At 60.7% G+C, this 23,581-nt stretch carries 21 protein-coding genes; 15 read left to right on the top strand and 6 right to left on the bottom strand.

Features of this window, described 5'->3' with window-relative positions; all coding sequences use genetic code 11:
• Positions 1–279: 279 nt before the first annotated feature.
• The 8 genes from E5J99_RS16505 (at position 280) to E5J99_RS16470 (ending at position 7,980) form a co-directional block, all read left to right on the top strand.
• The gene (locus tag E5J99_RS16505; RefSeq protein WP_135498921.1) at positions 280–744 is read left to right on the top strand and encodes an ATP-dependent zinc protease family protein; all 465 of its coding nucleotides are present in this window, start codon (positions 280–282) and stop codon (positions 742–744) included.
• Between the two features lie 90 nt (positions 745–834).
• Entirely contained in the window at positions 835–1,794 is a 960-nt protein-coding gene (rimK, locus tag E5J99_RS16500; protein ID WP_135498920.1) for a 30S ribosomal protein S6--L-glutamate ligase, read from the top strand.
• 185 nt (positions 1,795–1,979) lie between these two features.
• Entirely contained in the window at positions 1,980–3,029 is a 1,050-nt protein-coding gene (locus E5J99_RS16495; protein ID WP_317128836.1) for a succinylglutamate desuccinylase/aspartoacylase family protein, read from the top strand.
• A 50-nt stretch (positions 3,030–3,079) separates the two neighbouring features.
• Complete coding sequence (locus E5J99_RS16490; protein WP_135498919.1) at positions 3,080–3,286, top strand: GNAT family N-acetyltransferase; 207 nt, start codon at positions 3,080–3,082, stop codon at positions 3,284–3,286.
• 70 nt (positions 3,287–3,356) lie between these two features.
• Positions 3,357–4,013: an OmpH family outer membrane protein gene (locus tag E5J99_RS16485; RefSeq protein ID WP_135498918.1), complete on the top strand. Its 657-nt coding sequence runs from the start codon at positions 3,357–3,359 to the stop codon at positions 4,011–4,013.
• 186 nt (positions 4,014–4,199) lie between these two features.
• Positions 4,200–6,584, top strand: a complete 2,385-nt coding sequence (locus E5J99_RS16480) for a TonB-dependent receptor (RefSeq protein ID WP_135498917.1) — start codon at positions 4,200–4,202, stop codon at positions 6,582–6,584.
• Positions 6,585–6,595: 11 nt separating this feature from the next.
• Positions 6,596–7,612 carry a DUF4249 family protein gene (locus E5J99_RS16475; RefSeq protein ID WP_135498916.1) on the top strand — a complete coding sequence of 339 codons (1,017 nt, stop codon included), beginning with the start codon at positions 6,596–6,598 and terminating at the stop codon, positions 7,610–7,612.
• A 140-nt stretch (positions 7,613–7,752) separates the two neighbouring features.
• Complete coding sequence (locus E5J99_RS16470) at positions 7,753–7,980, top strand: hypothetical protein (RefSeq protein WP_135498915.1); 228 nt, start codon at positions 7,753–7,755, stop codon at positions 7,978–7,980.
• A gap of 345 nt (positions 7,981–8,325) precedes the next feature.
• Here E5J99_RS16470 and E5J99_RS16465 read toward each other — a convergent pair whose 3' ends face one another.
• The 4 genes from E5J99_RS16465 to E5J99_RS16450 form a co-directional block, all read right to left on the bottom strand.
• Positions 8,326–8,910, bottom strand: a complete 585-nt coding sequence (locus tag E5J99_RS16465) for a hypothetical protein (protein ID WP_135498914.1) — start codon at positions 8,908–8,910, stop codon at positions 8,326–8,328.
• A 61-nt stretch (positions 8,911–8,971) separates the two neighbouring features.
• On the bottom strand, positions 8,972–9,646 hold the full coding sequence (locus E5J99_RS16460; RefSeq protein WP_135498913.1) for an NAD-dependent epimerase/dehydratase family protein: 675 nt from the start codon (positions 9,644–9,646) through the stop codon (positions 8,972–8,974).
• A 115-nt stretch (positions 9,647–9,761) separates the two neighbouring features.
• Positions 9,762–10,598 carry a CvfB family protein gene (locus tag E5J99_RS16455; RefSeq protein ID WP_135498912.1) on the bottom strand — a complete coding sequence of 279 codons (837 nt, stop codon included), beginning with the start codon at positions 10,596–10,598 and terminating at the stop codon, positions 9,762–9,764.
• A 178-nt stretch (positions 10,599–10,776) separates the two neighbouring features.
• The gene (locus E5J99_RS16450; RefSeq protein ID WP_135498911.1) at positions 10,777–12,687 is read right to left on the bottom strand and encodes a BamA/TamA family outer membrane protein; all 1,911 of its coding nucleotides are present in this window, start codon (positions 12,685–12,687) and stop codon (positions 10,777–10,779) included.
• A 46-nt stretch (positions 12,688–12,733) separates the two neighbouring features.
• Between E5J99_RS16450 and E5J99_RS16445 the strand changes: the two genes are divergently transcribed.
• From E5J99_RS16445 to E5J99_RS16425, 5 genes are all read left to right on the top strand, one after another.
• Positions 12,734–12,916, top strand: a complete 183-nt coding sequence (locus E5J99_RS16445) for a hypothetical protein (RefSeq protein ID WP_135498910.1) — start codon at positions 12,734–12,736, stop codon at positions 12,914–12,916.
• A 56-nt stretch (positions 12,917–12,972) separates the two neighbouring features.
• Positions 12,973–14,238, top strand: a complete 1,266-nt coding sequence (locus tag E5J99_RS16440) for a putative DNA modification/repair radical SAM protein (protein WP_135498909.1) — start codon at positions 12,973–12,975, stop codon at positions 14,236–14,238.
• A 116-nt stretch (positions 14,239–14,354) separates the two neighbouring features.
• Entirely contained in the window at positions 14,355–14,537 is a 183-nt protein-coding gene (locus E5J99_RS16435) for a hypothetical protein (protein WP_135498908.1), read from the top strand.
• Between the two features lie 22 nt (positions 14,538–14,559).
• Positions 14,560–15,441, top strand: coding sequence for an alpha/beta fold hydrolase (locus E5J99_RS16430; RefSeq protein WP_135498907.1), 882 nt, complete (start codon positions 14,560–14,562; stop codon positions 15,439–15,441).
• Between the two features lie 30 nt (positions 15,442–15,471).
• Entirely contained in the window at positions 15,472–16,392 is a 921-nt protein-coding gene (locus tag E5J99_RS16425) for a TIGR03915 family putative DNA repair protein (RefSeq protein WP_135498906.1), read from the top strand.
• Here the strand turns inward: E5J99_RS16425 and E5J99_RS16420 are convergent.
• Complete coding sequence (locus E5J99_RS16420; RefSeq protein WP_135498905.1) at positions 16,389–17,606, bottom strand: MFS transporter; 1,218 nt, start codon at positions 17,604–17,606, stop codon at positions 16,389–16,391. The two genes, E5J99_RS16425 and E5J99_RS16420, sit on opposite strands and share 4 nt — an antisense overlap.
• Before the next feature lie 152 nt (positions 17,607–17,758).
• Here E5J99_RS16420 and E5J99_RS16415 point away from each other — a divergent pair, with 152 nt between their 5' ends.
• Together E5J99_RS16415 and E5J99_RS16410 are read left to right on the top strand one after the other, a co-directional pair.
• Positions 17,759–20,758: a glycosyltransferase family 117 protein gene (locus tag E5J99_RS16415; protein WP_135498904.1), complete on the top strand. Its 3,000-nt coding sequence runs from the start codon at positions 17,759–17,761 to the stop codon at positions 20,756–20,758.
• A gap of 56 nt (positions 20,759–20,814) precedes the next feature.
• Complete coding sequence (locus E5J99_RS16410) at positions 20,815–21,339, top strand: GreA/GreB family elongation factor (RefSeq protein WP_135498903.1); 525 nt, start codon at positions 20,815–20,817, stop codon at positions 21,337–21,339.
• A gap of 416 nt (positions 21,340–21,755) precedes the next feature.
• Here the strand turns inward: E5J99_RS16410 and E5J99_RS16405 are convergent.
• Positions 21,756–23,581 (bottom strand): M1 family aminopeptidase (locus E5J99_RS16405; RefSeq protein WP_135498902.1); only part of this gene is annotated, 1,826 nt, incomplete at its 5' end.

Below are 23,581 nucleotides of genomic sequence, written 5' to 3'. Positions count from 1 at the left end.
ACCGGTGCGTTGCCGCCGTAGTAGCGGGCATCCGGCCTTTGGGGCACACTTGTGAAAGACATCTGCGCGACACCCGCCAGTCAACGTCCAAAGCCCTTTACCACTGGTGCGGTAGAGGGCTTTGCCACAGTGTAGGCAAGCATAGCGGGGTGGGGGAGGAATGCCCACTGCGGCAGCTATAGGCGCGGCATGCTCAGAATGATAGATGGGACCTACCGTCGAAACATAAAACTTACCGTTCTATCTTCTCACACGTTCCCCTTCCCTATCTTGCCCCCGATGAAAAAGCCGCGTGTTCCGAAGCGAGTAGTGGGCCGCCGTGAGCTGGTGGATTTTCCGCAGTTCAACATCCAGGGGGTAGAAGCCAAGGTCGATACCGGAGCCTACACCGGGGCCATTCACTGCTCCAACATCTACGTCGAGCGCCTGCCCGATGGCCGCGAGCTGCTGCGCGTGCAGCTCCTCGACGACACGCACCCCAACTTCAACGGGCGGCCCATGGAATTTCTGGACTTCACGCTGCGCGATATTAAAAGCTCTAACGGCGACGTGCAGGAACGCTACGTTATCCACACCGTTATCCGGCTGTTCAACGAAGACTTTCAGACCGAATTCTCGCTCTCCGACCGCTCCGACATGAAATATCCCGTCCTGATCGGGCGGCTGCTGCTGCGGCGCGGCCGGTTCGTGGTCGACGTTACCCGGCGCAATCTTTCCGCCCGATTTCAGCCTGCCGCCAATTAAGTGCGGCCCTAAACGCTTTGCGTGCTTCCTTTGCAGTCCACTACCACCGCTGCCGCCCTTCTCCCTCTCTCCTCCAAGACACCACTACCGATGAAACTTGCGATTCTGTCGCGTGAGCCGAAGCTATACTCCACCACCCGCCTGGTGGAAGCGGCCCGACAACGAGGCCACGACGTCGTCGTCGTGGATCATATGAAGTGTAATCTGATCCTTGAAAAAGGGGCTCCCGGCATCGTGTACCTTGATAAACCGCTGGAAAAAGTCGATGCCATCATTCCGCGCATCGGGGCCTCGGCCACGTTCTATGGCACGGCCGTGGTGCGGCAGTTCGAAATGATGAAGGTGAAAACGGCCGTCGAAAGCCAGGCCATTATTCGCTCGCGCGACAAGCTGCGCTCCATGCAGATTTTGTCGCGGGCCGGCGTAGGCATGCCCAAAACGGCTTTTACCAACTATTCCAACGAGGTTTCGGAGCTGATTGGCCTAGTGGGAGGCGCGCCGGTTATCATCAAGCTGCTCGAAGGCACCCAGGGGTTGGGCGTGGTGCTGGCCGAGTCGGAAAAGGCGGCGCAGTCCGTTATTGAGGCCTTTCACAACCTCAAAGCCCGCATCATTGTGCAGGAGTTTATTGCCGAAAGCAAGGGTGCCGATTTGCGCGCTTTCGTGGTAAACGGCGAAGTAGTGGGCGCGATGAAGCGCCAAGGCAAGGAAGGCGAGTTCCGCTCGAACCTGCACCGGGGCGGCACCGGTACGCTCGTCAAGCTCACGCGGGCCGAAAAAGCCGCTGCCCTACTGGCCACTAAAGCCCTGGGCCTGGGCATTGCCGGCGTCGACATGCTGCAAAGCAAGCGTGGGCCGCTGGTGCTGGAAGTCAATTCGTCGCCGGGGCTGGAGGGCATCGAGAAAGCCACCGGCCTCGATATTGCGGGCAAAATTATCGAGTACACCGAAGCCCTAACCCAGCGCAGAACCAAAAGCCGGGAAACCGCCAGCGAAAAAAAAGCCGCTGAAGCCATGCCCGATTCGCAGTCGGATACACCGCTGCGGTAAAGAAGACGAAGTGAATTTTTTTGCCGTGTGTATACAGCAGAGTAGCAATTCGTTTTGCCCGTTGCCGATCTGCTTCAGCAGCAAGTAATCAAGCAAATTTTTGAAACTTGCACCCATTCTGAGCGGGCAGTAGGCCCGGTCCCGACCTGCGTCCGGTCGTTACGCAGCTTTAGCGTACCTCAATTTTGCTGGAAGCCCCGTTTGCCACCCCCGTCAATATGCACCTCAACGGCCTCACCATTCGGCCCGGCGAGCAAGTGCTGACGCGGCTCGTGATTTCGCGCCTGCCCTCGGGAACCGTTATCGACGTGCCCGTCCATATATTCCGCTCGACCAAGCCCGGCCCCACGGTGCTGCTGCTGGCGGGCATGCACGGCGACGAAGTGAACGGCATCGAAACCATCCGCCGCCTGATCCGGCGCGACCTGCTGCACCCGCTCCGGGGCTCGGTCATTGCCATTCCCATCCTGAATATTTACGGCTTCCTTAATTTCAGCCGCGAGGTGCCCGACGGCAAAGACGTGAATCGTAGCTTTCCGGGGCACCCGCGCGGCTCGTTGGCCAGCCGCGTAGCCCACCGGTTCATGCGCGAGATTATGCCACTAGTCGACTGTGGAATCGATTTTCATACGGGCGGTGCCGCCCGTAGCAATTACCCGCAGGTGCGCTGCCAGCTGGGTTTCCCGCAGGGCGACGCGTTGGCCCAGGCATTTGCGGCACCCTTCACGCTGCACTCGGCGCTGCGGCCGGGCTCGTTGCGCGAAGCGGCCTTCAAGCAGGAGAAGTCCATCATCGTGTACGAGGCCGGAGAGTCGCTGCGGCTCGATGAGGCCGGCATTGAACTGGCAATAGCGGGCACTTTTCGGGTGTTGCACCACTTGGGTATGGTAGCTGAAGCGGCTCCGCTGGCCCAGCCTACCATCGTGTGTTTGCGCCATACCTGGCTGCGGGCCAAGTTTGCGGGCTTGTTTCGCAGCCATGTGCAAAACGGGCAGTACCTGGAAAAAGGCCAGACCTACGGCAGTGTGGCCGACCCCTACGGCGAGCAGGCGGTGCGGCTCGAGTCGCCGGTGTCGGGCTACATCATTGGTCTGAATCATATGCCGGTGGTAAACCAGGGGGATGCGCTGCTGCACGTAGGCCTCGTGGATGAAGCCGAAGCGGCCCGCCTGGCCCGTAATCCGCCCTTTAATGAGAAGCCCGGCGGCCCCGAAGAGTTGGAGGAAATAGAGTAGTTTCGTAAAAAGACCCGCTGACAGTCCAGCTTATAGAGTCTACTGTACGCATGCTGAAGTTACACCGCAGGCGGGCCGTCACCGACTGCCTGAACTACGTCTCAGTGCGGCTGCTGGCTGGTGTCGGAATGCGGCGGGAGGTGCATTTTTGCCAGAATATCTGGTTCGAGGGCGTGTGGGGCGATGAATATGTCTACGCCATGCTGGGCGAGGAACGGCTAGTAAAAGCAACGATAAACGAGCCGACAGGCAGCTAGCTTGCGGCTTTTTGTGTTTCTTTGGACAGCCATTGACGGGCAGTTTCTCTCCTTTATCCTTTTTTACCGAATGAATACTTCCTTGCGCCTGCTGATCGACGCCGTACTTGTGGTGGCCGTGGCCGTGTTGTTTTACCTGCATTTCTCCTCCAAGTCCGCTGCCCCGGCAGCCCCGGCCACGGTAGCGACCGTGCAGCCCGTGGCCGTCGCCGATGATGATACCACCGCCGTAGCTGTGGCCGAACCCGCCGCGCCCGTCGCCGACACCGAGAAAGTAGCCTACGTGGAATCGGGCAAGCTGCTGGAAGGCTACAAAGCCATGGCGGATGCCCGCCGCAGCTTCGAGGCGAAGGCCCGGGGCTGGGAGCGCCAGAACCAAGCCCTGGTAGGTAGCTTCCAGGCAGCCGTGCAGCAATACCAGAAGCAGGCCGAGAGCCTGACGCCCGAGCAGCGCGCTGCTACCGAGCAGAAGCTGCAGGCTCAGCAGCAGCAGGCCGGCCAGGCCCAGGAGAAGCTGCAGCGCCAGGCGCAGGAAGAAGAAGCCAAAATGACCCAGCAGGTGCTGGGCCGCGTGAACAAGCAGATCGAAAAATACGGCAAAGACAACGGCTACAAGCTGATTCTCATTGCCTCGCCCAGCGGCACTATTGCCTACGGCCGCAAGGACATCGACATCACCGATGCCGTGCTGAAGCACCTCAACAAGGAGTATACGACTAAAAAATAGTGCCTCTCCAGGCTGTTGACCCGTGTGAAACGCCTGCTGTTTACACCAAACGGCAGGCGTTTTTACTGAGCAGCCAGCCAACCTTTTAGCAATTGCCTGTATCCTACGCATACCAGATCTTCCGGCTTCGGCGTTTCAGAGCCTTTACCAGCTACTTCACTTTATAGCCTTTCACTACTCTTTTTTATGCGTCTATTTCGATTAGCACTCTTGCTCAGTGGCCTGCTGGGAACTACTGCGGCCCAGGCCCAGCAGGGCGGCAAGCTCACCATCAGCGGCTACGTGCGCGACTTGGCCACCGGCGAAAACCTGATTGGCGTGGCCGTGATGAACCCCGCCACCGGCCAGGGCACAGCCACCAACAACTACGGCTTCTACTCTCTCACGCTGCCCGCCGGCCCCGACTCGGTGCGGCTATTTGTGTCGTATCTGGGGTATGAGAAGGGCCGCTTCGCCGCCAAAGCGGAGCGGAGCGTGAGCCACGACTTTCGGCTGCAGCCGTTGTCGGCGGAGCTGGCGGGCGTGGAAGTAATAGGGGCCAAGGAGGAGAAAATCGCCCAGAGTACCCGTATGGGCACTATCAATGTGCCGATCAGCCAGATCAAAATGTTGCCGGCGTTGTTCGGAGAAACCGACGTACTGAAGGTGTTGCAGCTGCTGCCCGGTGTGCAGAGCGGCGGCGAGGGCCAGAGCGGCCTCTACGTGCGCGGCGGCTCCCCCGACCAGAACCTGATTCTGCTCGACGGCACGCCAGTGTACAACGCGGCGCACTTGTTCGGCTTCTTTTCCGTGTTCAATGCCGACGCGCTGAACAATGTGGAGCTAATAAAAGGTGGGTTCCCGGCCCGCTACGGCGGCCGGCTGTCGTCGGTACTGGATATCTCCATGAAGGAAGGCAACATGCGGGAGTTTCACGGCGAAGGGGCCATTGGCATCGTGGCCTCAAAGCTGACCCTGGAAGGACCCATCAAAAAAGATACGGCCTCGTTCATTATCTCGGCCCGCCGCACCTATATCGACTTGCTGGCCCGCCCACTGATCAACTACGCCCTATCCAGGGAGGGAGTGCCCTACGATGAGCGGCCCACGGTCGGCTATTTCTTTCATGATCTAAATGGCAAGCTCAACTGGAAACTAAGCCGCCGCGACCGGCTCTACCTGAGCGCTTACACCGGTTACGACAAGTTTTACGGTCGCTACAACGACAAAAGTAACGACGGCGGCTACTACAAGGAAAACGACGGCCTGGGCTGGGGCAACCTGACCTCGGCGCTGCGCTGGAACCACGTGGTGAACGACCGGCTGTTTATGAACACCCACTTCACCTACAGCAAATACCAGTTCAACGTCCGGATTGACCAGGAAAGCAAGATTATCGCCAACGGCCAGTCGCGGGTCGATAAATTCTCCCTGCACTACCTGTCCAACATCCGCGACCTGAGCCTGAAAACCGACCTGGACTATGTACCCAACCCCGACCATTACATCCGGTTCGGCGGGCAGTATATTCTGCACTCGTTCCGGCCCGGCGCGCTGCAGGTGAAAGGCGTGGGCAGCGACGACATCAACTCCGGCGTGCAAACCCTGGCCAACGAAGCCAGCCTCTACGCCGAGGACGACTACCGCCTCACCGACCGCCTCAAGATAAACGGCGGCCTGCGGCTCAACAGCTTTCTGGTCGATAAAACGCTGTATCCTTCGCTGGAGCCCCGGCTGGCGGCGCGCTTTCTGCTGACCGACGAGTGGGCGCTGAAAGCCTCCTACGCCCGCACCACGCAGTACATTCACTTGCTCACCAATAGCGGCATCGGCTTGCCCACCGACCTGTGGGTGCCCGCCACGGCCAAGATAAAGCCCCAGAGAGCCCAGCAGGTCAGCATTGGGGCGGCCCGCACGCTGCGCCACCGGGGCGAGGAGTATGAGCTGAGCTTCGAGAGCTACTACAAGCCCATGCAAAACCTGATTGAGTACCGTGAAGGAGCCAGTTTTCTGGGAACCGTTGACAACAAATGGGAGGATAAGGTGACCAGCGGCCAGGGCTGGGCCTACGGCGGGGAGCTGTTTCTGCAGAAAAAATCGGGGCGCACCACGGGCTGGATCGGCTACACGCTGGCCTGGAGCACCCGCAAGTTTCCGGAGCTGAATCAGGGCCGGCTCTACCCGTATAAGTACGACCGTCGCCACGATGCCACGCTGGTCGTGATTCATAAGTTCAGTCCCACTTTCACGCTTTCCGGCACCTGGGTCTATGGCACCGGCAACGCTACGACGCTTTCGCAAGGCCGCTACCTGCTGGCTCCCTTCGAGCAGTATGAGGAGTATGGCGAACGAAACAGCTACCGCATGCGCGCTTACCATCGCCTCGATCTGGACTTGAGCAAAACCAAGAAAAAGAAGTGGGGCGAAGTCGTCAACAGCTTCAGCCTCTACAATGCCTACAGCCGCCGCAACCCCTACTACATGTACCTGTCGCGCGATTTCGACAGCCAGACCCAGACCGATAAATCGGTGTACAAGCAGATTTCGCTGTTTCCCATTATTCCGTCTTTCAGCAAGAGCTTCAAATTTTAACGCGCCCTTTTATGCCTATACTATCCACGATTACGCAGCGGAGCGCCGTGCTGGGGCTGTTGGGCCTGGGGCTGCTGAGCGCCTGCGAAACGGTTATCGACCTGCCCGCGCCCGAGCATACGCCCCGCATTGCGCTGAAATACGTGCTGAGCAGCTACGAAAGTCAAAATCAGAAGGGGAATGATGAGCTGGCGAACTCCCGCAACCTGTTTGTGAGTAACAGCCAGCGGATATTTGACAACCGCGAAAATAAGGGCCGCCAGGATGCCACGGTGGTGGTGCTGGATGGCAGCGGAGCCGTGGTCGAGCGGTTCGAGCACGCCCCGCCTCGTTACCCCGACGATTTGGGCTTCTACCGCCCAACGATGGGCCTGAAGCCGCAACCGGGCCAAACCTACACGCTACGGGCCTCGCTGCCAGGTTTCGAGTCGGTGGAAAGTAGCCTGAGCATGCCCGCCGCTCCGACGATTGAGAGTGCCACGTTTGTGAAAAACGACAGCAAGAGCAACCCCAATGATGTGTACGGGCAACTGTCCATCAGCGTCGCCGACGACCCCAGGGCGGCCAACTATTACGTCGCCTTTGCCCGCGTCATCGACTCGAAAAACCCCGACTACCAAGGCTGGTCGCAGGTGCAGGTAGTGGAAGACGAGGCCGATACGGATGTGACGTCGGACCTGGGCCGGTTTCAGCTGTCGAGCATCAATTCGTTTCTGGGCTACAGCTACGGGCTCTACCCGTACGCCGATACGAACGTGAACGGCCAGCGCTTTTCCCTCTCGGCCAACGTGCGCTACTACCCCGGCCATTGCCAGACGCAAAATAACTGCCAGGGCCCCGACTACATGGAGGTTTTCGTGAGCAGCATGACCCGCGACACGTATAACTTCTACCTCTCGCGGCAGCGCTACAACGAGACGGAAGGCAACCCGTTTGCCGAGCCTGCGCCCCTGGCGTCCAACATTAAAGGCGGCTTTGGCCTGTTTGGCGGCACCACCGACGCCATCTACCGCATCAAGCTACCGTAGGCCGATACTGTTCTACTTCACTATGCCGGTCGCAATGCGGCTTCGGGGCGGCAGTGCCAACCAGTGCAGCATGGGGTAAACCCTGGCTGAGTTTGGGAGTCCTACAAAGGAACCAGCCTAGTACTACTGGTGGTCCTTGTATGAAAAAGCTGCTGAATATTTTCCTGCTGCTGTCCTTGCTCGTCGCGGGCGAATTGCTGACGAGCTGTGCCGCCTCGGCCCAAACCGTTGTCGTGCGGCCGACCCGACCGGTGTATTATCGGCCCGCCCGTGTAGTGGTGGTAGAGCCGGCCCCGGTGTATGTGCGTCCGCGCCCGGCCTACTACCATCGGCATGGTGCCCGGCCCCGCTACATCCGGGTACGATAAGGAAACAAAAAAGCCTCTCCACTATATGTGAAGGGGCTTTTTTGATGTCTGTCTTGGTAGCAGGTTGGTTACCGGATAGCCGAATCTACGGTCATGGCTCGATAAACGGGTTGCGGCTCCCGTCATTGGCCGGAGCTGCTGCCTACCAAGCTGGAGGACGAAACGTAGGGGTAGCGCCTTGTAAACGGGTGCCGGTAGCAGTTTAATACACAACCCAAGTTGCGGAGTAGAACCGGAGCCCCAGCGGGGCAACACTCCGGCAAGAAGCATTGCCCTGCTGGGGCTTGGACAACGGAAAATCGCGCCACTTTCTACCGATACGTCGCCCCGCTGGGGCGACGCTACCTAGAACGTGAAGCGCAGGCTAACGGCGGCGTCGCTGTAGAAACCGGTGTAGCCGTTGAACACTTCAAAGTAAGGTTTGTAATCGACGCCCACCACGAAAGGCAGGTCTTCCATTTTGTACTCCAGGCCCAGAATAAGGTCGGCCCCGAAGGCTACGTAGCTAGCGTCGTCGTCTATATAGCTCCGCTTGAAAATATACTCGTTCTTCTTGTGGTAGCGGTAGTAGCGGGCATCATCAAAGTAATAGCGGTTCTGGTACGAGCCCAGGTGAAAGCCCGCGCCGTAATAGAACTGCAGGCCTTTGAAGTCGGAAATAGCCTTATGCTTTTCAGCCAGCAGCGTGAAGCGGGCGCCGCGGGCTCTGTACTCCGTCGTCACCAGGGCTTCCAGGGCCACTCCGTTCTTCCCGCTCAGGAAGTGCTTGACGGTGAGGCCCGACGAGTAGCCGCCGCCCCGCAAGCCAATGCCCGTGGTATAGCCCGAGCTGCTGCCCCCGGATTTTTTCTTGTTCTTGGATTGGGCCGAAACGAGGCTGCTGCTAAGCAGTAGGAGCAGCATCAGCAGGGAGAGAGAAAAACGCTTCATGGGGCGAGAAGTACGTAAAAAAGGAAAGTGCAAACGCAAAAGTACGCACCTGCGCCCGAAATTACTTCCGCCAACCACTGCCGGCCGCAATTTCATCCGACAGCTGCACCCGAATACCGCCACCATCGTCTTCGGCCGCCCGCAGCATCGCCCGGGCTACGGTAGCGGCGGCCACGGGCCGGTATTTGCGCAGCGGCCCCACCAGCAAGGGGTTCAATACCCGCAGCAAAACGGTTCCTGCCTGCTCGCCAGCACGCTTTTCGGTGCGCTCACCGAGTAGCAGTGAGGGGCGGAAAAAGTGGATGGCTCGAAACGGAGTCTGGCGAACAGCCTGTTCCATTTCGCCCTTCACCCGGTTGTAGTACATGCGCGAGCCCGCGTCGGCTCCCATCGACGAAACCACCATAAACTGCGCCGCGAAGTTGGCCGCCGTCAGGGCCGCCAGCTTTACTACATACAAATAATCCACTTTGTAGAACGCTTCTTTCGAGCCTGCCTGCCGCATCGTGGTGCCCAGGCAGCAGAATACGTCATCGGCAATCAGCGAGAGCCGGTGCTGCTCCAGCTGGTCCATGTCCAGCACGCGCTGCTCCAGCTTGGGGTGCACCATGGGCACGGGTCGCCGGCCAACGGCAATAACTTTGGCGTAGCGGTCGGAGGCCAGCAGCAGCGGCAGGAGCTGGCTGCCGATCAGGCCGCTGGCCCCGGCGATAAGAGCGGTTTTCTGGAGTTTCATGGCGCGACGGCCGCGGGTAGCGGCGCGGGAGGTAGCAGGGTGAGAAGAGTATCCGGCTACCCATACGCAAAAAGGCCGCCCGGCAACGAAGCCGGCCTAGCATTTCGGGCCGCTGCTACTCTTCTCCTACCAGACGAGTCTGCTCCGGCAACAGTTGTACGAGGCCGCGCTTATACAAGCTCCCCAAGGCTTTCTTGAACACCTTCTTGCTCATGCCCAGCCGCCGGTAGATGTCGTCAGGCTCACTTTTGTCGGAAAGCGGTAGTGTGCCGCCACTTTTGCGCAGGGTCTCCAGCAGCAGGTCGGCCGCGTCGAGGGCTTCGTCGTAGCCCAGCTTTTGCAGGCTGATATCCAGCTTGCCATCGGGCCGAATCTGGCGCACGTAGCCGGTGGGCGTGTCGCCGAGGCGCAGGGGCCGAAACACCTCATTATAATACAGCAGGCCCTGGTGCGTACCGTTGACAATAACGGAATAACCCATATCGGACTCGGAAGCCACGAACAGCTGCACCGCGTCGCCGACCTGGCCCGCGAAGGGCTCCTCGCTCAGGTACCGGTCCCACTTGGCCGTAGCCACGATGCGGTCCGTGGTTTCATCCAGGTACACGTACACCGTCACGCGCTGGCCGGCCCGCAGGTTGTGCCACTGGTTGCTGTAGGGCAGAAACAGGTCTTTTTCCAGTCCCCATTCCAGAAAAGCGCCTACGCTGCTCACGTCGCGCACGCTCAGGGCCGCAAATTGGTTGACGCGGGCCAGCGGCTCCAGCGTGGTAGCAATCAGGCGGTCTTCCGAGTCGCGGTACACGAATACGCGCAGCCAGTCGCCGATTTGGGTGCCCTCGGGCACGTACTTGCCTGGAATGAGCAGGTCACCGTCGTCGGAGGTCAGGTAGAGGCCAAAATCGACCGCACGGGCTACTTCCAGTTCGTTAAAATCGCCTAGCGCCAGCATGGAGGGAACGGTATGAAGGTGTGAAATTGGGAGGGACTCCCGCCCCAAAGGTAGACTATCCGGCGTCGCTTGGGCCATCGGCCGAAAAGGTAGTGAGCCGGCTCAGGCAAAACGATGCCACCCGAAACAGCCCACGGAGCCTACGCTAGCGTGGTAGCGCGGCCGTAGCGTTGCGCTGTTACTCGTAGCGCACGGTGTTGGGCTGGGCGAAGTTGAAGTCGCTGAAGTCATAATACGGGCGGGCGTTTTCGAAGATGCGGAAGCCGCCGGGGCTGGTTTGGCCGCGCGGGTAGAAGCCCAGCAGCAGCTGCACCGTCCGGATGGCAATGTATTCGTTGCGCAGGCGCAAGCCCAGGCCAAAGCCGGTGTAGGGCGTGTTGCGGAACGGCAGCTCCTGGCCGGGCTTGCTGGCCAGCCAGGCAGCATCTATAAATCCTACCCCGGCCACCCGAAAGCCCAGAAACGAAACGGGCGTAAACACGGTGGCCTCGTAGTTGAGCACGAAGCGGCTGGCGCCCCGCACATTCGATTCGAAGCCGCGCAGGCCCCGGTCACCGTCGATGAGCAGCTGTTGCTCGCCGCGCAGGCGGTTGAAGCCCAAGGCCGAGCGGTTCCAGAAAAAGTGCCGCCACTGCCAGTTGCCGGTGTGGTAGAGCCGGGTAAAATAGAGTACCTCCGTGCTCAGCAACCCTTGCTGCCAGTCTTTGTCGCGCTGCCGGATGAAGCTGCCAAACTCCCCGCTTAGGTAGAGGTAGCCATTGCGCAGGCTGAAGCCACCGGTTGCGGCCCGCAGGGCGTAGTAGTTGCGGTTTGCGCGGTTATTGATGTCGTAGCCCGCCGTGAGGCTCACCAGCGTGCCGGTCGGAATATCCTCGGTGCGGCCAAAGCCAAACAGGTATTTGTCCTTATAATACCGCCGCACGCTGTAGCCCACCGTGCCCAGCAGCAACGATGAGTTGACGTAGTCGGGGTTGGGGCGGGCCGTGTAGGTGGTGTTGTAAATACGGCCCGATACAATCACGCGGGCCGGATTTTCGTAGCCCAGGTCGTAGCTGCGCAGGTGCAGCGAGCGGCCCAGCCACACATCCTTGATGCTGTAGTTGGACGCCAGAAACTTGGTCGGGTCCTCCACCGACACGGGCACCAACTGCTGCGACAGGCGCAGCAATGCCGCGCCGGCGTAGCGGGTATTAAGCGAGTAAAAGTCGCGGGAAAACGAAATGGCCTGCTCCTGGTACTGGTACTCATTGCGGTAGCGCACCTGCCCGTTGATGAAGTTACGAAACGGCACCACGTAGCTGCCCTCGTAGCTCCACGACTGCGGCTGATTGCGGCCGTATTCGAAGCGGTTGCGCACCTGGTGGCCCTGCCCCAGGAAGTTAATGTCGCGCAGGGCCACGACGCCCGCGCCCACGTCGCGCAGCTGATATGAAGCCCCGAGGCTGAACACATCCTTGGTAATGATGCGGATATCGACGCTGTCCTGCGTGGTCGTCTGCTCATCCACGAATACGCGGGCATCGAGCAGCTCGGCGGTCTGGCGCAGCAGACGCTCCGACTCGGACAGCGCCTGCGGTGCCAGCTCCTGGCCCATCCGAAACAGGAGCAGCTGCCGGATGCGGGCCCGCGACGTCTTGATATGCAGGCTGTTGCCCGTGCGGTCCAGCACGTTGCGGGGCTGGCGCGTGGGGTCCGAAACGCTGTAGCCAAATGCATCCAGGGCCTGAATGTCAATGCGGCGCACGATTTTGTAGTTGTGCTGGTCGAATTGCCGGTCGAGCAGCTCCACGTCGATGCCCACGCGGTCTTCCTTGCGCTCGTTGAAGTTGAAAATGGCTGAGGCTGCTTTGCCGACGATGGTTTTGCGGCGAGTGTAGGCTTTGAGGCCCGTCAGCATGCGCTCCTGGTCGAAGCGGCGGCGCAGGGAGTCGGGCCGGGTTTCGGGCTGGGTGCGCATCGAATCAGTCACGACGGGCCGCCCCGACACCGGTTGCTGGGCCCGGGCGCTGCCCGCCAGCAACAGCAGTGCCAGCAGCGGCCCGGGCAGGCAGCGGCGCAACAAACGGGCAGACCAAGCGAAAAAAATCATGCGGGTACTAAACTCAGATGGCTGCCACCGGCTACTTGCGCAGGCGGTGGCCAAGCTGTACACGGCAAGTTACGAACCAGAAAGGGCCGCCCGCAATGGTGGTGGGCGAGAAGATGAAAAAGGGATGAATTCGCTCGGAGCGGCAAGAAGAACGGGAAGCGGAAAAAAGCAGGATTTCCAGAAAAGCAGTGCCGCCTTGCGGAACCATTTCCTAAAGAAATTAGCTTAATGAGTAGTGCGTGATTGGAAGTAAACAGCTATTTTTAAGCCCTAAACCAGCCTAGGATGAACGAACGGATTCAGGAAAAGCTAAGTATTTTGGCAGATGCTGCGAAGTACGACGTGTCGTGCTCCAGCAGCGGCGGCAAGCGCAAAAACGAGAACAAGGGGCTGGGCAATGCCGAGGGCATGGGCATCTGTCATTCGTTCACAGAAGACGGCCGCTGCGTGTCTCTGCTCAAGATTCTGCTGACCAACTACTGCATCTTCGACTGCGCCTACTGCGTGTCGCGCCGCTCCAACGACGTGAAGCGCGCCGCCTTCACCGTGGATGAAGTCGTGGACCTGACCATGAACTTCTACCGCCGCAACTACATCGAAGGATTGTTCCTGAGCTCCGGCATTTTCAAGGATTCCGACTACACGATGGAGCGGCTGGTGCGCATCGTGAAGAAACTGCGCACCGAGCACAGGTTCAACGGCTACATCCACGTCAAGACTATTCCGGGCGCTTCGCCCGAGCTTATTGCCGAAGCCGGCCTCTACGCCGACCGCCTGAGCGTGAACATCGAGCTGCCCTCGGAGTTGAGCCTGACGGCGCTGGCCCCGGAGAAAAACTACCAGGAGATTCTGACCCCGATGGGCCAGATCCGGGACGGTATCACGCAGAATAAGGAGGAAAAGGCGCTGTTTAAGAAAGTGCCCAGCTTCGCCGCCGCCGGCCAGAGCACCCAGCTTATCGTGGGCGCTTCGGCCGAAACCGACCACCAGATTATCAAGCTCACCGACTCGCTCTACAAAGGCTACGGCCTGAAGCGGGTGTACTACTCGGGCTATATTCCGGTGAGCGGCGACGCGCGCCTGCCCCAGATAACCCAGCCGCCCGTGATTCGGGAGCACCGCCTCTACCAGACCGACTGGCTCATGCGCTTCTACGGCTTCCAGGCCGACGAAATCCTGGACCCGGAGCACCCGTTTCTGGACCTCGAAATCGACCCCAAGCTAGCCTGGGCGCTGCGCAACCGGCAGGTGTTTCCCGTGGACGTGAATACGGCCGACTACGAAATGATTCTGCGCATTCCCGGTATCGGGGCGCGCTCGGCCAAGCGCATTGTGGCCGCCCGCCGCTTTTCACCGCTCAGCCTCGATCATCTGCACAAGTTCGGGGTGGTGCTCAAGCGGGCCAAATACTTTATTACCTGCAAGGGCCAGGCCCTAGAAACCCGCGACTACGATGAGCAGACCATCCGCCGCCAGATTCTGTTTGGCGCGGGCTCGGTTCGCTCGGCCCTGGTCACGCAGCAGCTCGACTTGTTTGCCCAGGCCAGTTGAGGAAAATATCAGGATGCCGAGGGAAGAAGAGGAGGGAAGCAGCGCATCACACGACAAGCAGTAACAACCAATCCAACTCTTTTTTTTTATTCGCATCCTCTGCCTAACCGACTACGATGATGACTATTACCCACCGCGCCGCCGACGCGCCGGCCGTCCTCCAGGAATCGAAACCCGAAAAAGTAGCCCGCCTGGCGTGCTGCTGCAAGCTCAGCGACCTGCTGCCTATTGTGCGGCAGCTACACGAAAAAACCCGCGCCCAAGCGGGACCGGCCGCCGAGCGCCCGGCCGCAGCATAGGCTCGCTCGTAACCTCTCCCGGATGTTGGCGGTAAAGCGTAGGGTGCACTACGAGCTCGAATATCATTACGTCGCGACCAACGGCATCCGGCTGCACGTGGTGCAGTGCGGTCCCGAAGACGGCCCGCTGGTAGTGCTGCTGCATGGTTTTCCGGAGTTCTGGTACGCCTGGCACCAGCAGCTGCACCCGCTGGCGGCCGCCGGCTACCGCGTGTGGGCTCCCGACCAGCGTGGCTACAACCTGAGCGACAAACCCCAGCGCGTAGCCGACTACCGCATCGACACGCTGGCCCGCGACATCCTGGGGTTGCTCGATGCAGCCGGGCAGCGCCAGGCGTTTATCGTGGGCCACGACTGGGGCGCGGCCGTGGCCTGGCACTTGGCTACGCATTATCCGGAGCGGGTGCGGAAGGTGGCGGTGCTCAATGTGCCGCATCCGAGCGTGCTGTTCCGAACCCTGCGCCGGAGTGCCGAGCAGCTGCGAAAAAGCTGGTACATCCTCTTCTTTCAGCTGCCCTGGCTGCCGGAATGGCTGGTGCGGCGGCGCAGCTGGTGGTACGGCCGGCAGGCGCTGCTGCGCACTAGTCGCCGGGGCACGTTCAGCACCGCCGATCTGGCCGAATACGTGGTGGCCTGGCAGCAGCCCCGCGCCATGCACAGCATGATCAACTGGTATCGGGCGGCGCTGCGGACCCCGCACCAGCCAGCAGGCACCGCCCGGGTAACGGTGCCGGTGCACATTATCTGGGGGGTGAAGGATGCGTTTTTGAAGCGCGAAATGGCTGAGCACAGCTTTTTGCTGTGCGACCAGGCTCAGCTTACGTATCTGCCAGCCAGCCACTGGGTGCAGCACGAAGAGGCTGAGGCAGTAAATACCCTGCTGCTGCGATTTTTCGAGGTCTGAAAACGTAAATCATTTTCTGAAGTAGCTGCTATGAGCCGTTCCCTGACTCCCCTCAATCGTCCGGATGCGGCCGTGACGCCGGCCGGAACCCCAGCGGCGCGGCCACTGGCACCCGCCCTGACCGGGCCGCCGCTCGATTACGCCTATGACGGTTCGTTTGAGGGACTGCTGACGGTGCTATTCACTATCTATGACCGCAAGGCGGCGCCCAACAGCATTCAGCCATTGGGCGCGGTGCAGGGCGGGCTTTTTACCCAGCCGCTGCTGGTCGAAACCCACGAGGCGACGGCGGGGCGGGTGTGGGAAGGGCTGCTGAAGCACATGACGCCGGAGGCCCGCACCAAGCTGTTTCACGCGTTTCTGAGTGAGCAGTCCGACCGGGAGCTGCTCATTTTTCGCTACGCCGACCTTGCCATGCGTTCGGCCCGGGACATTGCCGATAACTTCGCCGACGACAACGTGCGGCGCGTGGCACACCTGGCCCAGCAGATGGGCCGCGAAAAGCACCGTATGGAAGCCTTCGTGCGTTTCGAGAAAACCTCGGACGAGCTGTTTCACGCCACCATCGAGCCCGATTTCGATGTGCTACCGCTCATTGCGCCCCACTTCACCAAGCGCTACGCCGACCAGCGCTGGCTGATTTTTGACCAGCGCCGCCACTATGGGCTCTACTATGATCTGCACCGCACCGACATCGTGCAGTTTGAGGCCGGTACTGCCGCGCCGCGCCGCTCGGGTGTGTCGGCCACGGTGCTCGACGAGCGGGAGCCGTTGTTTAAGGTGCTGTGGCAAACATATTTCGACCACGTCAATATTCCGGAGCGCAAGAACATGAAGCTGCACCGCCGCCATATTCCGTTGCGCTACTGGAAGTATCTGAGCGAAAAACAGCCCCGCGAAACGCGGTTTGAGCCCATTCGCAACAAGCGCGGCGACCAGCTCAGGAGCTAGGCCCGCGGGGCGTTGCCGTAGAAGCGGTTCACCAGGTAAGCAGCCGTTACGAACGACAATCCCACGGCACACACGCCCGGCCACTGGTAGCGGGCCCAGGCCGTGCCGCCCACCAACGAGCCCAGGGAGCCCCCGATAAAATAAGTAGTCATGTAGATGGTATTGAGGCGGCTGCGGGCCTCGGGTACCAGCGAGAAAATGCGCGACTGGTTCGAAATGTGCGTTACCTGCACGCCAATATCGAGCACAACAACACCCACCACCAACCCGACCAGATAATAGCCACCAAACGCCAGCACGAGGTACGCCGCCAACGACAGCAGCAGGCCAATGGAAATGGCGTAAGCCGGCCCCCGCGTATCGGCCGACTTGCCGGCCAGCGGAGCCGCCAGCGCCCCCAGCGCGCCGATCAGGCCGAAGAAACCGGCCACGTCGCTCTTGTAGAAATAGGGGCTGCCTTCCAGAAAAAACACCAGGGTCGTCCAGAATACGCTGAACGAGGCGAACAGCAAGCCGCCCGTCAGTGCCGACTTGCGCAGCGCCGGTAGCGTGCGAGTCAGCGTGGCCAGCGACTTCATCAGGCTGCCGTAAGAGCCGCTGAACTGCGGCTGGTCCCGGGGCAGCTTCAGGGCCAGCACCAGCGCCAGCAGCAGCATGGCGCCGCTGCCCATCCCGAACACCAGCCGCCAGCCGCCGTGGGCCCCGATGTAGCCGCTCAGGGTGCGCGAAAGTAGAATGCCGATGAGCAGTCCGCTCATGATTTTGCCTACCACGCGGCCCCGGTCGGCATCGGCGGCCAGGTGGGCGGCCATGGGCACTAGCAGCTGCGGTACGGCCGAGAAAATACCCAGCAGCAGGCTGGTCCCGATGAGCAGCGCAAACGTGGGAGCCAGCGCCGCGCCTGCCATGGCTGCCGCCGCGCACACCAGCAACAGCAGAATCAGGCGCTTGCGCTCGAGCTTGTCGCCGAGCGGCACCACGAAGAATAACCCCAGCGTGTAGCCTACCTGCGTGAGCGTAGCCACCAGGCTGGCGCGGCTGTCGGAGAGCCCAAACTCGCGGCCGATGTCGGCCAGCAGCGGTTGGTTGTAGTAAATATTGGCTACCACCAGGCCGCAGGCAACGGCCATGAGCCACACCAGCGCGGGCGTGAGCGGAGCTGTAGAATGCGGCGGAGTGGAAATAGTAGGCGTGTCGGGTGATGTGGAAAGCATAGCGGAGGGGGAACTGCCGGATAGCCGGCCAGCGCCCGGGCTGCCTGAAAAAATGGGGCTTCGGGCAACGGCTGGCCGGGCCGGGGCATCTATCAGGCGCGCTCCGGCGGTTGCGGCGCGTGCGGCGGCATTGCTACCCTTAACCTACTGGTATGTTTAAGAGTTACGAGAAAGCCAATAATGGCGCCGGAGCGCTGGTTTTTGGGATGGCTCTCACGGTCTATTTGCTCACGCTGGAGCCCACGGTCAGCTTCTGGGACTGCGGCGAGTTTATGGCCAGCGCCAACAAGCTGCTCGTGCCGCATCCGCCCGGCGCGCCCATGTTCCTGCTGCTGGGCCGGCTGGCGTCGATGCTGGCCTTCGGCAACGGTGCCCGAGCTGCTGTGCTGATGAACGGCGTCTCGGCGCTGAGCAGCGCCTTCACGGTGCTGTTTCTGTTCTGGACGATTACGATGCTGGCTAGAAAGCTGGTACTGCGCACCTCCGAAAAGCCCGACGCCCGGAACCTGGAGCCGAGTTCGAGCCAAATACTATTGATTCTGGGTGCGGGACTCGTCGGGGCGTTGGCTTTCACCTTCTCCGACTCTTTCTGGTTCAATGCCGTGGAAGCGGAGGTGTACGCGCTGTCATCGCTGGGTACGGCTGTGGTAGTGTGGCTAATGCTGAAGTGGGAAACCCGCGCCGACGAGGTCGATTCCGACAAGTGGCTGATTCTGATTGCCTACATCATCGGCCTCAGCATTGGGGTGCATCTGCTGAACCTGTTGGCGCTGCCGGCCCTGGGCCTGCTGTACTATTTCCGCAAAACCGCCCAGCCCACTGCCCGTGGCGGCCTGCTGACATTGGGCATAAGCGCGGTTTTGGTACTGACTATTCTGGTGGGCATCATTCCGGGCTTGCCGTCCCTGGCCGGAGATTTCGAGGTGTTTTTTGTGAATTCGGCGGGCCTGCCGTTCAACAGTGGCGTAGTGATTTTCCTATTGGTGGTCGTCGCCGTTATTGGGGCCGGCTTCCGCTACGCGGTGCGCACCCGGCGCCAGGTGCTGCACATGGCCCTGCTAAGCCTGGTTTTTATTCTCATTGGCTACTCGTCCTACCTGATTGTGCCGATTCGCTCCAGCTTCAACCCGGCCCTGGATGAGAACAACCCCGACGAGGTGCTTTCCTTCGTGAGCTACCTCAAGCGCGAGCAGTACGGGCAGCGCCCGCTGCTCTACGGCCCGCAGTTCACTGCCCAGCCCACCGACCAGAAAGAAGGCGCGCCCCGCTACGAGCGCCACCCCGACGCCAGCGGCCACGACCGCTACATCGTGGCCGAGCGCCGCCTGGAAACCACCTACCGCGACGAGGACAACACGCTGCTGCCGCGCCTCTACAGTGCGCGCCCCGAGCACGTGCGGGCCTACAGCAGCTGGGTGGGCACGCAGCCCGAGCAGAAGCCGACAATGGCGCAAAACCTGACGTTTCTGCTCACCTACCAGATGGGCCACATGTACTGGCGCTATTTCCTCTGGAACTTCGTGGGCCGCCAAAGCGACATTCAGCAGGCGGGCGTGCTCTGGCCCACGGCCAGCACCAACGGCTTGCCCCAGGACCTGGCGACCAACAAGGCCCGGAATAACTTTTATGCGTTGCCGCTGCTGCTGGGCTTGTTAGGTCTGTCTTTCCAGCTCAAGCGCGACGGGCGCTCGGCGCTGGTGGTGGGGCTTTTGTTTCTGCTCACGGGCCTAGCCATTGTGCTCTATCTGAACCAGCCGCCCACCGAGCCGCGCGAGCGGGACTACACCTTCGCGGGCTCGTTCTACGCCTTTGCCATCTGGATTGGGCTGGGCGTGCTGGGGCTGCACGAACTGCTGCGTACGCTGCTGCGGCAGGAGCGGCTGCGGGTGGCGGCCGTGCTGCTGCTGGCCCTGGTGGTACCGGGCCTTATGGCCACGCAGGGCTGGGACGACCACAACCGTTCGGACCGCTACGTGGCCCTCGATTGGGCCCGGAATATGCTCACCGGCCTCGCGCCCAATGCCATTCTGATTACCTACGCCGACAATGATACGTTTCCGCTGTGGTATGCCCAGAATGTGGAAAACGTGCGGCCCGACGTGCGCGTGGCGGTGCTGTCCTACCTGAACACCGATTGGTACGTGGATCAGATGAAGCAGAAGATCAACGCTTCGCCGCCGTTGCCGTTGTCGCTGGAGCACAAGCACTACACCCAGGGCACCAACGACTATCTGCCCTACGTGGCCAACCCGGCCGTAACGGCGTTGAACGTAAAGGAATTTCTGGGTCTGGTGCGCCAGAACAGTCCCTTGCTACAGGTCCAGACGCAGTCGGGCAAGCCGCTACTGTCGTACCCCACCACCCAGTTTTATCTGGATGTAGATACGGCGGCCGTACGGCGAATGGGCATTATTCCGCGGGCGCGGCGCAAGCAACTGGTGGCCCGCATGCGCTGGCAGGCCAATAAAGAAGCGCTGGAGAAAAACACGCTGGTCATCCTCGATTTGCTGGCTTCTAATAACTGGCAGCGCCCCTTATACATGTCGACCAGCATTCCGCAGCAGGACTACGCGGGCCTGGAGAACTACATGCAGCTGGAAGGGCTTTCGTACCGCATCTTACCGGCCCAAAATCCCAACCCGCAGCCCCGGGAAGTGGGCGTGGTAGCCAAGGATATGCTGCACGACTCGCTGATGCGCCGCTTTTCCTACCGCAACCTCGACCAGCCCGGCGTGTACTACGACGAGCCAATCCGGCGCACGCTGGGGTTGTACCGGGAGCAGTTTGTGCGGCTCTCCCAAGCGTATCTGAACGATGGCGAAACGGCCAAAGCCCGCGAAGTCATCAACCACTGCTTCCGGGTGCTGCCCGACAACTCGGTGGCCTATGATTACAATAGCGCCGACTTTGTGGCCCAACTCGTGCAGCTGGGCGAAACCCGGCGCGCTCACCAGCTGCACGACCTGCTTACCAACCGGGCCGAGCAGTCGTTGGCCTACTACAGCACGCACCATCCGGGGCTGTTTGAGCGCGAAATCGGGGTGAACATCCTCACCCTCCAACACCTCTACCAAGCCGCTGCCGATACCAACGACCAAGTGCGCGCCGCCCGCATTGCAGGGCTGTTTGAGCAGTATTATCCTCGCTCATAACCAGCACGGTAAGGCTCGGCCGGAACTCGTTTTTGACGACTGCGTTAAGAACTGGCATGAGCCGCGCTTTCACCAAAGAGGACGACGTTCAGTCGCCCACCATCATTCCGCCCCGGGCCGCCTTGCCCGCCGGCACGCCCAACTACGTCACACCCCACGGGCTGGAATTGCTGCGCGCCGAGCTGCTCACCCTCGAAGCCGAGCGGGCGCAGGCGGAAGCCAACCGGGACAATGAGGCCGACCGCACCCGCCACCTCTCGCTCTATAACGGCCGCATCAGCGACCTGAGCAGCCGCATTGCCAGCGCCAAAGTGGTGGACCCGCGCACCCAGCCACCCAAAGAAGTGCGCTTCGGCGCTACCATCACGCTGCGCACGGTGAGTGGCGGCAAGACCGGTTTTGAGCGGAAATTTACCATCGTCGGCGTCGATGAAGCTTCCGTGGCGGCGGGTCAGGTGGCTTTCGTGGCTCCTATTGCCCGGGCCGTTATAGGGGTGAAGCTCGGTAAGACGGCTACGCTGCGCCTGGGGCCGAACGAGGAAGTGGTGGAGGTGGTCGCTATTTCCTACGAGGGCGTTTAGCGTGTGTTTGAGAGTTGATAAAACCTGGTTTCTATCTCGCCTGATCTGGCGTGCGCCCAGCCAAAGCGTCTCCCGCTTCGTCTGTCATCCGTCGTCTGTCATCCGTCGTCTGTCATCTGTCATCCTGAGCCTGCGAAGGACCTTCCTCACCTATCCCACCACCCCTCTTAACAATGTGACAAAGCCCTTTACCGCGCAGGTAGCAAAGGGCTTTGGGCGTTGAACAGCGCTTGTCATGTATCAGAGGAAGGTCCTTTGCAAGCTCAGGATGACAGATGGAGTAGCCATACCTCGGCAAACGACCGCCAGAGCAGGCAGGACACTATACTAAAATTGCAAAAGGTGGATTAATCTATTTCTACGCAAAAAGGCCCGCTACATGGTGTAGCGGGCCTTTTTGCGTAGAAAACAGCAGCTTATTTGGCCTCCTGAATTTCCTGCACTGCTTTGTCAATCATCTGTTGGGCCGGCTGCACGATGGGGCCGCTGGTTTTGCGTTCCTTCACGCTCTGCAGCAGCCCAATCAGCGGCTCGGCCGCTCCCTGGGGCTTATATTGAATGGCCAGCGCCTTGATGCGGTCGACGCCCTGCCCGAAGGAGGTCGCATCGTTGAGGCGTAGGAGCATGGTCGCCAGGCCTTCCAGCAGGTCGAAGCGGGCCTGAATGGGCACCGCGTCAAACTTGTCGCGCACAAAGCTCCACTGCGCATCGCCGCCCTGCGCGGCATACACCTCAATAACGGCCCCGATCATACTCTGATTCTCGCTTGCCTCCAGGGCCTTGGCCTGGGCCAGCGCTTTGGACGGTGCTACGGCCCCCAACCCGCGCAGTGCCGCTCCGCTCACCCGGTACGACTCGTTTTTGAGCTGCTGGGTAAAGAGCTTTTCGTCGCGCTTCTCTTTGAGTTTTGCCAACGCCAGCAGCGCTTCCGCCCGAACGGAATTCTGCGGGTCGGTGGTGGCCAGCTTGCGGAGCATGGGCGCGGCAGCCTTCGCTACTGCGGTTTTTTCCAGATTCAGCGCTTCAACAGCCGTGGCTCGCAGGGCGTAGAATTTGTCGGAGAGGGCGGCGACCAGCAGCGTACGGGCAGCGGCCTCATCCTGCTTTCCCCGGGCGGCCAGAATGGCCTCGTACCGGTCCACAAACAGCGGGGCGTGGCCATACTGGTAGGCAAATTCCGTCAGCGGCTTATTATCGGTTTTCTGCCACACCGTGAGCTTGGTCGCGTCTACGTTCACCAGGTCGGGCTTGCTGGCTGCTGGGAAAAAGAAGGTTTCGGTGGCCTGACGCATCGTTACCAGGTGGCGTTCGGCTTTGCCGTTTACGTACACATCCACGGCCAGCGGCAGCTGAAATACCACGCCCGGCTGGGTTTGCTTAAGCGTCACGCTCTGCTGTTTTTTGGCCGCGTCCCAGCCATAGTCGATGCTGACGACCGGGTGGCCGGCGTTGTAGTACCACTGGTTGTAAAACCAGTTCAGGTCGCGGCCCGAGGCGGCTTCCATCGCCAGCCGTAACTGGTGGGCTTCGCCGTTGCCGAGGGCATTCTGCTTGAGATATTGCGTCAGGCCGGCGAAATACACATCGTCGCCGAGGTAGTTGCGCAGCATGTCCTGAATAGCGCCGCCCTTCTGGTAGGTCACGCCATCAAACATCTCCTCTTTATCTGTGTAGTGGAAGCGCACCAGATCCTTGGCGTAGTTGCCGGGGTTGTTGAGGTAGTTGCGCAGGTATTGGGCGCGGTGGGCGTCGGCGGCATCGGCCCCGTACTTATGCTCGGCCCACAAAGCCTCCGAGAAGTCGGCCATCGACTCGTTCACCGTCAGGTTGCTCCAGCTCTCGGCCGTCACGTAGTCGCCAAACCACTGGTGAAACAGCTCGTGGGCAATAACCGACTGATTGTTACCGTATTCCCGGTCGAGCAGCTCGCGGGGGTTCATCTGCAGGAACTCGCCGTGCAAAGTAGCCGTGGTGTTTTCCATGGCTCCGCTCACGTAGTCACGGGTCACAATCTGGGCGTATTTATTCCAGGGATACTCGACGCCCAGGCGCTGGGAGAAAAACTCCAGCATCTCGGGCGTATCGCCGAAAATCTGCTTGGCGAAAGGCGCGTATTTGGGCTCCAGGTAATAGCTCACTTCCTTGCCCCGCCAGGTGTCTTTGTAGACTTTGAAGTCGCCGACGGCCAGCATGAACAGGTAGGGCGCGTGGGGCAGCTCCATCTTCCAGGTGTCGGTGCGCA

It is taken from the genome of Hymenobacter elongatus (assembly GCF_004745955.1).
In the GTDB taxonomy this organism is placed as follows: Bacteria; Bacteroidota; Bacteroidia; order Cytophagales; family Hymenobacteraceae; genus Hymenobacter; species Hymenobacter elongatus.
This window is presented reverse-complemented; position numbering and strand designations above follow the sequence as displayed.